The 12427-nt window shown below is 65.2% G+C and carries 12 protein-coding genes; 7 read left to right on the top strand and 5 right to left on the bottom strand.

The window, feature by feature from the left end:
- The first annotated feature begins 103 nt into the window (after positions 1-103).
- The 5 genes from dapF to EO094_RS01990 all read left to right on the top strand — a co-directional run bounded on the left by dapF (position 104) and on the right by EO094_RS01990 (position 5505).
- Positions 104-973 carry a diaminopimelate epimerase gene (dapF, locus tag EO094_RS02010; RefSeq protein ID WP_128290672.1) on the top strand — a complete coding sequence of 290 codons (870 nt, stop codon included), beginning with the start codon at positions 104-106 and terminating at the stop codon, positions 971-973.
- Entirely contained in the window at positions 970-2244 is a 1275-nt protein-coding gene (gene mtaB, locus EO094_RS02005) for a tRNA (N(6)-L-threonylcarbamoyladenosine(37)-C(2))-methylthiotransferase MtaB (RefSeq protein ID WP_128290671.1), read from the top strand. The genes dapF and mtaB overlap by 4 nt, the downstream gene beginning before the upstream one ends.
- Positions 2244-3926 carry a signal recognition particle-docking protein FtsY gene (ftsY, locus tag EO094_RS02000; RefSeq protein WP_128290670.1) on the top strand — a complete coding sequence of 561 codons (1683 nt, stop codon included), beginning with the start codon at positions 2244-2246 and terminating at the stop codon, positions 3924-3926. Before mtaB ends, ftsY begins: the two co-directional genes overlap by 1 nt.
- Positions 3927-4002: 76 nt before the next feature.
- The gene (locus tag EO094_RS01995; protein WP_128290669.1) at positions 4003-4602 is read left to right on the top strand and encodes a septation protein A; all 600 of its coding nucleotides are present in this window, start codon (positions 4003-4005) and stop codon (positions 4600-4602) included.
- Between the two features lie 129 nt (positions 4603-4731).
- A complete protein-coding gene (locus EO094_RS01990) occupies positions 4732-5505 on the top strand; it encodes a tellurite resistance TerB family protein (RefSeq protein WP_128290668.1) in 774 nt (257 codons plus the stop codon).
- Between the two features lie 140 nt (positions 5506-5645).
- On the opposite strand, the gene EO094_RS01985 is transcribed toward EO094_RS01990, so the two are convergent.
- From EO094_RS01985 to ccmA, 5 genes are all read right to left on the bottom strand, one after another.
- A complete protein-coding gene (locus EO094_RS01985; protein WP_246008336.1) occupies positions 5646-6215 on the bottom strand; it encodes a DsbE family thiol:disulfide interchange protein in 570 nt (189 codons plus the stop codon).
- A 44-nt stretch (positions 6216-6259) separates the two neighbouring features.
- Positions 6260-6424 (bottom strand): heme exporter protein CcmD, encoded by a 165-nt coding sequence (gene ccmD, locus EO094_RS01980; protein WP_092813432.1) that lies wholly within the window; start codon positions 6422-6424, stop codon positions 6260-6262.
- 8 nt (positions 6425-6432) lie between these two features.
- Complete coding sequence (locus tag EO094_RS01975; RefSeq protein WP_128290667.1) at positions 6433-7197, bottom strand: heme ABC transporter permease; 765 nt, start codon at positions 7195-7197, stop codon at positions 6433-6435.
- Between the two features lie 81 nt (positions 7198-7278).
- Positions 7279-7947 carry a heme exporter protein CcmB gene (gene ccmB / locus EO094_RS01970; RefSeq protein WP_128290666.1) on the bottom strand — a complete coding sequence of 223 codons (669 nt, stop codon included), beginning with the start codon at positions 7945-7947 and terminating at the stop codon, positions 7279-7281.
- Positions 7948-7957: 10 nt separating this feature from the next.
- Positions 7958-8551, bottom strand: a complete 594-nt coding sequence (gene ccmA, locus EO094_RS01965) for a heme ABC exporter ATP-binding protein CcmA (RefSeq protein WP_128291763.1) — start codon at positions 8549-8551, stop codon at positions 7958-7960.
- Between the two features lie 216 nt (positions 8552-8767).
- Here ccmA and acnA point away from each other — a divergent pair, with 216 nt between their 5' ends.
- Complete coding sequence (gene acnA / locus EO094_RS01960; protein ID WP_128290665.1) at positions 8768-11530, top strand: aconitate hydratase AcnA; 2763 nt, start codon at positions 8768-8770, stop codon at positions 11528-11530.
- Between the two features lie 88 nt (positions 11531-11618).
- The gene (locus EO094_RS01955) at positions 11619-12422 is read left to right on the top strand and encodes a DUF1223 domain-containing protein (protein ID WP_128290664.1); all 804 of its coding nucleotides are present in this window, start codon (positions 11619-11621) and stop codon (positions 12420-12422) included.
- The last annotated feature ends 5 nt before the right edge of the window (positions 12423-12427 follow it).

The following is a 12427-nucleotide window of genomic DNA, read 5'->3' as shown; positions in this document are numbered from 1 at the left end:
GGCGGACGCGCCGGCATCCCGAAAAAGACCCAAGACAAAATGGCGCTTTGCCAGTTTTCGCCTCATCTGGCGTTCTGTCCTGGTTTCGCCCATATAGGCGCCCATGAACACGCCCTTTTTGAAAATGAACGGTCTCGCCAACGACTTCGTGGTCGTCGACACGCGTGCGGGAGGCGTGCGTCCGGCGCCTGAAATCATCAGGAAGCTCGCCGACCGAAAAACGGGCGTCGGCTTCGACCAGTTCATCACTCTGGAGCGTTCGCCTTCAGGTGCCGACATCTTCATGCGCATCGACAACGCCGATGGCGGCGAGGTTGCGGCCTGCGGCAACGCCACGCGCTGCGTTGCCTCCCTCGTCATGGCGGAGACGGGCAAGCCCCATGCCTCGATCGAGACGCGCGCCGGCCTTCTCATCGGCCAGATCTCCGGCGAGGCGATTTCCGTCGATATGGGCGTGCCGAAATTCGACTGGCAATCGATCCCGCTCGCCGAGGAATTCCACGACACCCGTGCGATCGAACTGCAGATCGGCCCGGTCGATGCGCCGGTTCTGCATTCGCCCGCCGTCGTCAATGTCGGCAACCCGCACGCCGTCTTCTTCGTCGATGACGTCGACGCGCATCAGATCGAGCGTTTCGGCCCGCTTCTGGAAAACCATCCGATCTTCCCGGAGCGCGCCAACATCACCGTCGCCCATGTGGAGACGCCGAACCGCATCCGCATTCGCACCTGGGAGCGCGGCGCCGGCCTGACGCGTGCCTGCGGCACCGGCGCCTGCGCCACGCTCGTCACCGCCGCCCGCACCGGCCGTTCGGCTCGCGAGGCGGTGATCGCCATGCCGGGCGGCGAACTCACGATCCGCTGGGACGAGCGCGACCACATCTGGATGACCGGCCCGGCCGAGACGGAATTTGCGGGAACTTTTGATCCTGAGACGGGCGCCTGGCAGCGCGCCGAGGAGGCGGCCGAATGAGCCTCGACATCCTCACCTTCGGCTGCCGGCTCAACACCTATGAATCGGAAGTCATGCGCCGCGAGGCGGGCGAAGAGCTTTCCGACGCCATCATCGTCAACACCTGCGCCGTCACGGCGGAGGCCGTGCGCCAGGCACGTCAGGCGATCCGCAAGGCACGGCGCGAGAACCCCGGCCGCCGCATCGTCGTCACCGGCTGCGCCGCGCAGACCGATCCGGAAATGTTTGCCGAGATGGCGGAGGTCGATCTCGTTCTCGGCAATGCCGAAAAGACCGAGCGCTCCGCCTGGGCCCGCGTCGCCCGCTCGCCCATGGATCTGCCGCCGCTGGAAAAGATCGTCGTCTCCGACATCATGGCGATCCGCGAAACCGCGCCGCAATTCGTCGACGCCTTCGAGGGCCGCACCCGCGCCTTCGTGCAGGTCCAAAACGGCTGCGACCATCGCTGCACCTTCTGCATCATCCCCTATGGCCGCGGCAATTCCCGCTCTGTCGCCATGGGCCCGGTCGTGGAGGAAGTCCGCCGCCTCGTCGCCGCGGGCTATCCCGAAATCGTTCTGACCGGTGTCGACCTCACCTCCTGGGGCGCCGATCTGCCGGGCGCGCCGCGTCTTGGCCGTCTCGTGCGCACCATCCTGCGCCATGTGCCGGAACTCGCCCGCCTGCGCCTCTCCTCCATCGATTCCATCGAGGCCGATCCGGACCTCATGCGCGCGATCGCCGAGGAAGAGCGGCTGATGCCGCATCTGCATCTGTCGCTGCAGGCCGGCGACGACATGATTTTAAAGCGCATGAAGCGCCGGCATCTGCGCGACGATGCGATCCGCTTCTGCGAGGAGGCGCGCCGGCTGCGTCCCGACATCGTCTTCGGCGCCGATCTCATCGCGGGCTTCCCGACCGAGACGGAGGAGATGTTCCAGAATTCTCTCCGCCTCATCGAGGATTGCGGTCTCACCTTCCTGCACGTCTTCCCCTTCTCGCCGCGCAAGGGCACGCCGGCCGCACGCATGCCGATGCTCGAGCGCCAGGAGATCAAGGAGCGCGCACGCCGCCTCCGGGAAGCGGGCGAAGTCGCCGAGCGGCGGTTCCTCGAAAGCGAGCTCGGCCATGAGCGCCGCGTACTCGTGGAAAAGGAAGGCTCCGCCCGAACCGAACAATTCGCGCCGGTGCGCCTCGGGTCCGCAGGCACGGCCGGAGACATTTTGAACGTGCGCATCGCCGGCATCGAGGCCGGCATGTTGCAGGGCCAGCAGCTGGCGGAGGCCGCATAATGGCAAAAGAGAAGCGTGGCTTCTTCAAGCGCATCCTTTTCGGCGAAGGCAACGATGTCGCCGAGAAAGAGGCGCCGCTCGACGAGACGCAGGCGGAAGAAGACAAGGCCGCGGAAGAAAGCGAAGCCGCCTCGGAAGAGAAGGCCGCCGCAGAAAGCACCTCTGAAGAGACCACCTCCGAAGAGGCCGCGTCCGAAGACACCCCTTCCGAAGAAAAAGACGACGAGGAGCGCCTCGCCGGCCATCAGCTCGAGACGGAGGATCGCGGCGCCCAGACGACCGAGACCGATATCGGCGTCGTCGAAGAGGCGGAGGCGCCGGACGCCGACCTCCACCGCCCTGCCGCCGCGCCAGCCGATGCCGACGCGGAAGCGACCTCGTTCGCCGAACATCCGGTCAAGGAGCCAGAGCCGCAGCCTGAAGAAGAAGAGGCTGACGAAGATCTCGCGGCCCGCGCACCCGCCCCTGAACCCGAAGCGCCCCCGCACCCGGAGGAGCCGGCAGAGAAAGCCACGATCGAAGAGGCCCCGGCCGCTTCGGAGCCGGAAGAAGACGAGCCCGAGCCGGACGAAGAGCGCGCCGCGGACATTCTCGTGCCCCCGGAAAGCCCGGCAGGAACCGAGACGACCGCAGAACCCGCCCCTGACGCGTCCCCAGAGACGGCCCCTGAGACGGCAAAACCTGCGACCGACCTTGCGCCGGCCGACGAGCCGCAAGCCACCGAGCTCGAACCGGCCGAAACCCTCCCCGTCGCCACCGAGCTGCCGCGCCAGAACTGGCTGCAGCGCCTGCGCGCCGGCCTGTCGAAATCCTCGAGCACCATCACCTCGCGGCTCACCGGCACCTTCACCAAGCGCCGGCTCGACGACGAGACGCTGGAGGATCTCGAAGACATCCTGATCCAGGCCGATCTCGGCGTGACGACCGCGACCGCGATCACCGAGCGCCTCGCCCGCGAGCGCTACGACAAGACGGTCGGCGAAGACGAGATCCGCAACATCCTCGCCGAGGAGGTGGCAAAAGTACTGGACCCGGTCACCGAGCCGCTTGCCATCGACGCCGCCAAAAAGCCCTTCGTCATCCTCGTCGTCGGCGTCAACGGCTCCGGCAAGACGACGACGATCGGCAAGCTCGCCGCCAAGCTTCATGCCGAGGGGCGCAGCGTCATGCTCGCCGCCGGCGACACGTTTCGCGCCGCCGCCATCGAGCAGCTGAAGATCTGGGGCGAGCGCACCAAGAGCACCGTCATTTCGCGCGAACAGGGCGCCGATGCGGCCGGCCTCGTCTTCGATGCCATGCAGGCGGCGAAGAAAGAGGGAAGCGACGTCCTCATCATCGACACGGCCGGGCGTCTGCAGAACCGCGCCGAATTGATGGACGAGCTCGAAAAGGTCGTGCGTGTCATCAAGAAGCACGATCCGAGCGCACCGCACACGACGCTTCTCACGCTCGATGCGACGACCGGGCAGAACGCCCTCTCGCAGGTGGAAATTTTCGGCCAGCGCGCCGGCGTCACCGGCCTCGTCATGACCAAGCTCGACGGCACCGCCCGCGGCGGCATTCTCGTCGCCATCGCCGCAAAACACGCTCTGCCGGTGCATTTCATCGGCGTCGGTGAGGGCATCGACGATCTGCAGCCCTTCAAGGCGGAAGATTTCGCCCGGGCCATTGCCGGCATGTAAACGCCGCAAGGAGGGCGCGATTGACACTTTGCGGCGCCCTCCGCACATAGAAGCGCAACGCTGACGAAGGACCGCCATGTCGATCTTCGAGCGCGAACCGGGCGATCCCGGCCGCGATCACCTGCCGCCGCTCGTCAAGCTCCTGCTGGAGCTCGGCCCGCTGGTCGTCTTCTTTTTCGCCAATGCGCGCTTCGACATTTTCGTCGCCACCGCCTCCTTCATGGTGGCGATCGCCATCTCGCTCGGCGTCTCCTATTGGCTGACGAAGAAGCTCGCCATCATGCCACTCGTCACCGGCATCGTCGTCCTCGTCTTCGGCACCTTGACGCTCATCCTGCATGACGAAGTCTTCATCAAAATGAAGCCGACGATCGTCAACGCGCTCTTCGGCACCATCCTTCTGGGCGGCCTCGCCTTCGGCCGCTCCTTCCTCGGCTATGTCTTCGACAGCGTCTTCCGGCTCGATGCCGAGGGTTGGCGTAAATTGACCTTCCGCTGGGGCCTCTTCTTCTTCGCCCTCGCCATCCTGAACGAGGTGGTGTGGCGCAATTTCTCCACCGACTTCTGGGTGAGCTTCAAGGTCTTCGGCATCATGCCGCTCACCATCGTCTTCACGCTGACGCAGATGCCGCTCATCAACCGGCACTCGCTGGAGCCGCTCGGCGGCGACAAGTAGGCCGCCCCTCGCGCGGCTGCAGCAAGCCTCGAGATCACGCATACGTCATCGCCGTTGCGACGCGGAAAGGCGATGCCGATATCGGTCCCGGTCGGCCTTCGCCGACGACCAGAAAGAAAGGGACCGTTGATGATCGACGCGCAGAAGCTTCTCGACCAGTTTCTCGGCACGGGCGCACAACAGGGCGCCGGCACGCCGGCGAGCCCGCGGCAGACGTCCGGCGGTTCGATCCAGGATCAGATCGGCGGGTTTCTCGGCGGCCAGGGCAATTCGGCTCTGAAGGGTGCGCTCGCCGGCGGTCTCGCGACCTATCTTCTCGGCTCCAAGCGCGGCCGGAAACTCGGCGGCAAGGCCGTGAAATATGGCGGCATGGCCCTCGTCGCGGGCCTCGCCTACAAGGCTTGGCAGAACCACCAGGCGAAAAACGACGGCAGCCTGCCCCCCCAACAGCAGCAGCCGCAGATCGCCCATCAGCCGGCCCAGCAACTGCCATCCCCCGAAGGCACCGCCTTTGCGCCGGACGGCCACGAGGCGGAAGACCGCGCCCGCCTGATCCTGTCTGCCATGATCGCCGCGGCGAAGGCCGACGGCTACATCGATCAGGACGAGCAGGAGGCAATCTACGGGCGCATCGAGGCGCTCGATCTCGACAGCGAGGACAAGGGCCTTCTCTTCGACGAGATGCGCCGCCCGCTCTCCATCGACGATCTCGTCGAGCGAACGCCAAACCAGGAAGTGGCGACGGAAGTCTACGCCGCCTCGCTGCTCGCCATCGATCCCGACCATCCGGCGGAGAAAGCCTATCTCGACATGCTGGCGGCAAGGCTCGGCCTGCCCGAGGCGCTGACGCACGAAGTCCGCCGCGCCACCGACGAGGTGCAGGAAGACGGAGTGCCGGCATAAGCCGCCGACAGGCATAAAACACGAAAGCCGGGGCTGACCCCCGGCTTCGGTTCCACGCATCCGCTCAGCTTATCGTCCGCTCAGCGCGAGCCAACTCGGCCCATGCCAACTCAGCGTAGGCCAACTCGGCTCAGGAGCACTCAGCTCGTCGGCTGCTGGCCGCCGCTTTTTTCGGCCTCTTCCTCGGAGATCGCCTTCTCCAACGCCGGCATGAAATCCGTCTGAAAGGCCTTGGTGTTGAGCGGGCCGACATTCTTGTAGACGATGATGCCGTCGCGCACGATGAACGTCTCCGGCACGCCGTAGACGCCCCAGTCGATCGCCGTGCGCCCGGTCGAATCCGTCGCGATGCGATCGAAGGGATTGCCGAGCGTCCCGAGGAAACGGCGGGCGTTTTCGCCCTCGTCCTTGTAATTGATGCTGGTGACGTCGAAGCGGTCGTCTTCCGACAATTGCATCAGCACCGGATGCTCGCCGCGGCACGGGCCGCACCAGGAGGCCCAGATATTGACGAGATGCACGCCCTCTTCGAGATCGGCGGTCTTGAGGCCCTTGCCGTCTTCGTAAAGCGGCGGAAGATCGAAATCGGGCACTTCCTTGCCGATGAGGGCGGAGGGAACCTGCGAGGCGTCCTCGCCGAGCTGTTTCCAGAAGATGGCCACGAGAGCCATGAACAGAACGAGCAGCAAAACGAGCCAGACGCGTTTCATCGCGGGCGAATTGCTTCGTTTGCTCGTCGTCTTGATGGGAGGTTTCATAGGCCTTGTGTCGTCGAGCGGCGGCGCCTGGGGCCGGCCTTTTCCAATTCGTTGAGCCGACGCTTCTGAATGCGCGTATCGGCCACGACCCACACGATGAGGCCGATGAGAACGAGCGCGCTCGCACCATAGGCTGCGAGGATGAAAGGCAGATGCGTCATGGCGACCTCTAATGCGCGGCGGCGGGCCTGACGGCCGTGCTCGGGCGGCGGGCCGCGATCAGGATCTCCGTCGTGCGCGCCCTGCGCCGATAGATCTCCGCACGCATCGCCGCAAGATGCAGGGCGACAAAAATAAGTGTGTAGGCGACGGCCATCACCACGAGCGGCCACAGCATCGACGGCGCGATCGACGGCCCGTCGAGGCGGATGACGCTCGCCGATTGATGCAGCGTGTTCCACCAATCGACCGAGAACTTGATGATCGGGATGTTGACGAAACCGACGAGGATGAGGACGGCCGCGACCTTCGCCGCCCGCGTCGGATCATCGAAGGCGCGCCACAGGGCCAAAAGCCCGAGATACATGATGAAGAGCACGAGAACCGAGGTGAGCCGCGCGTCCCACACCCACCAAGTGCCCCACATCGGCTTGCCCCAGACGGAGCCGGTAAAGAGCGCGAGGAAGGTGAACGCCGCCCCGATCGGGGCTGCCGCCCGCGCCGACACGTCGGCGAGCGGATGGCGCCAGACGAGCGTGCCGAGAGCCGCGCCCGCCATCACCAGGTAACAGAACATCGCAAGCCAGGAGGCCGGCACATGCACATACATGATGCGCACGCTGTCGCCCTGCTGATAATCCGGCGGCGAAGCCACCAGCGACAGGTAGAGGCCGATGGCCAGCGTCACCACCGCGAGAACGGTGACGAAGGGCAGGATACGTGCCGACCACGACAGGAAGCGTGTCGGATTGGCGAGGCTGGAGATGGCACCCATGAGAAGACTTTAGGACCATTCTAGAGTGACAGCAAACACCACTTGACTTTCATGTCCGGCCTCAACCAGCCATGAGCTAGATCAATCGAGGCCGAGACGAAGTGCCGCTGCGCCCGCAATCGGCGCCAGAACCGCTGAAAACATCGTGAACGCGCACAAAATCAGGAAGGGCGCGAGGAACGGGTCCGGATCGGCGATCGCCCCGTTGACGGCCGCGACCCCGAAAATCAGCACCGGGATCGAGAGCGGCAAAACCAGGATCGCCGCCAGCATGCCGCCGCGGGCAAGCCCCGCCGTCAGCGCCCCGCCCACCGCGCCGATCATGGCAAGCGCCGGCGAACCGACGACGAGCGTCGCCGTGACGGCGGCAAGCGACACCGCGTCGAGATTGAGGATGAGCCCGAGGATCGGCGCCACGACCACGATCGGCAAACCGTGCGCCAGCCAGTAGCCGGCCGCGCGCGCGAAGACGAAGAGCGCCAGGGGCTCGCCCGACACCATGATGAGTTCGAGCGCCCCGTCCTCGCGGTCCTGGCCGAAGAGCCGGTCGAGCCCGAGAAGCAGTGACAGAAGCACCCCGATCCACAGAACCGCCGGTCCGATGCGGGCGAGAAGATTGAGATCCGGGCCGACGCCGAAGGGGAAGACGGTCACGACGGTCAGAAAGAAGAGAAGGCCAGTGAGCGCGCCGCCGCCGGCGCGGAAGCTCGCTTTGACCGTCTGCCCGATGATGGCGGAAAAGGCGCTCATGAAGGCTTTCTCATTGCAGCTCGAGCGTGCGGGTCGGCGGCACGGGAAGGGTGAGATGGGTGGCCGCGATGATGGCGCCGCCGGCATCGAGATGCGTCCGCATCAGCCCGCCGAGCACCGCCTCGCCGTCGCGGTCGAGGCCCGACGTCGGCTCGTCGAGAAGCCAGACCGGCCGCTTCGACAAGACGAGCCGCGCAAGCCCGGCACGTCGCCGCTGTCCGGTCGAGAGCGCCCGCGCCGGCAGATGCATGGCATGCGCGAGGCCCACCTCTTCGAGCGCGTCGTAGATCGCCTCGCCGCCCGTCTCGCCCCCATAGATGCGCGACCAGAGCTTCAGGTTTTCTTCCACCGTGAAGACGCTTCTGAGCCCGTCGCCATAGGCGAGGAAGTGCAAAAACCCCTCCTCCAGCGTGCCGGCCTTGATCGTCACAGAACCGGCGACCGGGAACAGAAGCCCCGCGATCATGCGCAACAGGCTCGATTTGCCGGTGCCGTTCGGGCCGATGATGGCGAGCACTTCGCCGCCTGACAGCGAAAAGCTGACGCCTTCGAAAATCGGCCGCCCCCCGCGTTCGCAGGCGAGATCTTCGGCATTCACGGAAATCGGGCTGGGAAAAGAATTTTGGACCAAGTGTCGTTCTCTGCGGCATCGGCCGTTTGCGCGGCTGGTCTCCGCTTTAAGAATATTCTATATGCCCGGCAACCGGCGGCGGCAGGCGCTCCTCTCCGCCGGCCTCCAAAAAATCAGCCGGAACCGCACCGGAGGAGAGGCATTGGCCCAAGAGCGGCCGGCCTCATTGTGCGATCAAAGGAGCCTCGCGTGACCAAATCTCTCGACAGTTTCAAGGCCCGAAAACAGCTCGAAGTCGATGGGCGGACCTATACCTATTTCTCTCTGACTGAAGCGGAAAAGAACGGGCTCGACGGCGTTTCCCGCCTGCCCTTCTCGCTCAAAGTCCTCTTGGAAAACCTCCTGCGCTTCGAAGACGGGCGCAGCGTCACCGCCGACGACATCAAGGCCGTCGCCGAATGGCTGAAGGAGCGCCGCTCCTCGCGTGAGATCGCCTATCGTCCGGCGCGCGTCCTCATGCAGGACTTCACCGGCGTGCCCGCCGTCGTCGATCTCGCTGCCATGCGCGACGCCACGACGCATCTCGGCGGCGACCCGAACGTCATCAACCCGCTCGTCCCGGTCGACCTCGTCATCGACCATTCGGTGATGGTCGATTATTTCGGCACGCCGGAATCCTTCGAGAAAAACGTCGAGATGGAATACGAGCGCAACGGCGAGCGCTATCAGTTCCTGCGCTGGGGCCAGGGCGCGTTCGAGAATTTCCGCGTCGTTCCTCCGGGCACCGGCATCTGCCACCAGGTGAACCTCGAATATCTCGCCCAGACGGTGTGGACGCGTGAGGAAGACGGCGAAACGTTTGCCTTCCCGGACACCCTCGTCGGCACCGATTCCCATACGACGATGGTCAACGGCCTCTCCGTTCTCGGCTGGGGCGTCGGCGGCATCGAGGCGGAGGCCGCCATGCTCGGCCAGCCGATCTCCATGCTCATCCCGGAAGTCATCGGCTTCGGCCTCACCGGCCGCCTGCCGGAGGGCACGACCGCGACCGACCTCGTTCTGACCGTCACCCAGATGCTCAGAAAGAAGGGCGTCGTCGGCAAGTTCGTGGAATTCTTCGGTGAGGGCCTGTCCAACCTCTCGCTCGAAGATCAGGCCACGATCAGCAACATGGCGCCGGAATATGGTGCCACCTGCGGCTTCTTCCCGATCGACAACGACACGCTCAAATACCTGAAGGCGACCGGGCGCGATCCGCATCGCGTCGAGCTGGTGGAGGCCTATGCCAAGGCGCAGGGCATGTTCCGCTTCGACGACACGCCCGATCCCCATTTCACCGACACCTTGACGCTCGACCTCTCCACGGTGGTTCCCTCGCTGGCCGGTCCGAAGCGCCCGCAGGACCGGGTGCCTCTGACGGACGCCGCAGGCGCCTTCGAAAGCGCGCTCGGCGAATTGCGCGGCGGCAAGAAGAGCTCGCAGGAGCCGCCGGAAAGCACCGGCGAGGCCCGTTACATGGACGAGGGCGCCGAAGGCGTCATGGACGTGCCGTCCTATCCGGTCGAGGGGATGGAATATCATCTGCGCGACGGCGACGTGGTCATTGCCGCGATCACCTCGTGCACCAACACCTCCAATCCGAGCGTTCTGATCGCCGCCGGGCTTCTCGCCCGCAAGGCGCGCGAGAAGGGCCTGGAGGTGAAGCCGTGGGTGAAAACCTCGCTCGCCCCGGGTTCGCAGGTCGTCACCGACTATCTGGCGAAATCGGGTCTGCAGGAAGATCTCGACGCGCTCGGCTTCGATCTCGTCGGCTATGGCTGCACCACCTGCATCGGCAATTCCGGACCGCTGCCGGAGGCGATTTCCGCAACCATTGCCGAAAACGATCTCGTCGCCTGCTCGGTCCTCTCGGGCAACCGCAACTTCGAAGGTCGCGTCAATCCGGATGTGCGGGCGAATTATCTCGCCTCGCCGCCGCTCGTCGTCGCCTATGCGCTGGCCGGCTCGCTCCGCCTCAACGTCACCGAGGAACCGCTCGGCGAGGACAGAGAGGGCAACCCCGTCTACCTGAAGGACATCTGGCCGAGCTCGCAGGAGGTCGCCGAAATCGTTCGCCAGGTGATTTCGGAAGAGATGTTCCGCACCCGCTACGGCGACGTCTTCCGCGGCGACAAGCGCTGGCAGGGGATCAAGGTCGAAGGCGGCATGACCTACACCTGGCCGTCCTCGTCCACCTATGTCCAGAACCCGCCCTTCTTCGAAGGCATGGACAAGACGCCGAAGCCGGTGGAGGACGTGGAAAAGGCGCGCATTCTGGGCCTCTTCCTCGATTCCATCACCACCGACCACATCTCGCCCGCGGGCGCCATCAAGCGCGACAGCCCCGCCGGCGACTATCTGGTGTCACATCAGGTGCGGCCGATCGAGTTCAACTCCTATGGCTCGCGGCGCGGCAATCATGAAGTGATGATGCGCGGCACCTTCGCCAACATCCGCATCAAGAACCAGATCCTGTCGGGCGTCGAAGGCGGCTACACCCGTCACTACCCCTCCGGCGAGGAGCTGCCGATCTACACGGCCGCGATGCGCTACGAGGAAGAGGGCGTGCCGCTCGTCATCTTCGCCGGCAAGGAATACGGCACCGGTTCGTCGCGCGACTGGGCGGCCAAGGGCACCCGTCTTCTCGGCGTTCGCGCCGTGATCGCGGAGAGCTTCGAGCGCATTCACCGCTCGAACCTGATCGGCATGGGCGTCCTGCCGCTCGTCTTCAAGGACGACACCTCCTGGCAGTCGCTCGGCATCAAGGGCGACGAGGAAGTGTCGATCGCGGGCCTCACGGATATCCGTCCGCGCAGCGAGGTGACGGCCAAGATCACCTTCGCCGACGGCCGCACCGAGGAGGTGCCGCTCATGGTGCGCATCGACACGGAAGACGAGCTCGACTACTACCGCCACGGGGGAATTCTGCACTATGTGCTGCGCAACCTCGTGAGCGACAAAGAAGCCGCATAGGGATCTTCTGATCTCGACGGTTCAAGACATGTCACAAGGGTGTGCGCTCACCCCCTTGTGACACTCTTTTGGGGGAGGAGCAGGCATAGTGCGCCGCGTCATGCATCGCTATTTCCGCCTGCTTCCTTTCGCCCTGCCCGCCACGCTCGCTGTCATGCTCGGCGCCGCACTGGTGATCGCAGCCGCGCCGGCCAGGGCCGAAAGCGCGCAAGCCGCCACACCCGGATCAGGGACGAAGGCCGTCATCGAGCTCTTCACAAGCCAGGGCTGTTCCGCCTGTCCGCCGGCCGACGCCTTTCTCAACGAATTGTCGACCCACGACGACCTCATCATCCTGTCGCTGCCGGTCGATTACTGGGACTATCTCGGCTGGAAGGACACGCTCGCCCAGCCCGAAAACACCGCCCGTCAGCGCGCCTATGCGGCGGTACGCGGCGACGGCAAGGTCTATACCCCGCAGATGGTGGTCAACGGCCACGGCCATTATGTCGGCAGCAACCGCCACAAGATCACCTCGCTGCTCGCCACGGCGCATCTCCCGGTCTCGGTCTCTCTCTCCCGCAGCCACGAGCGCCTCAACGTCGACATCGGCGCCGGCACGCCTCCGCAGGACGGCATGGTGACCGTGCGTCTCGTCACCTTCCTGAAGAAGGTCGATGTGCCGATCCGCTCCGGCGAAAACCGCGGCCGCACCCTCACCTACCGCAATGTCGTCCTCGACAACGAACCAATCGGCATGTGGGACGGCAACGCGATGAAGCTCGTTCTTCCGACGGAAGCCGTCATGGAAGGGCCCGGCAAAGGCTGCGCCATCATTCTGCAGATCGAAAGCGACAAAGGCCCCGGCCGCATCCTCGGCGCCGGCACGCTGCGCGCCGAGGCGCAGGGCTGAGCTTT

This window comes from Afifella aestuarii, from assembly GCF_004023665.1.
Lineage (GTDB): Bacteria > Pseudomonadota > Alphaproteobacteria > Rhizobiales > Afifellaceae > Afifella > Afifella aestuarii.
The sequence above is the reverse complement of the archived record's forward strand: the minus strand, read 5'-3'. Positions and strand labels throughout refer to the sequence as shown.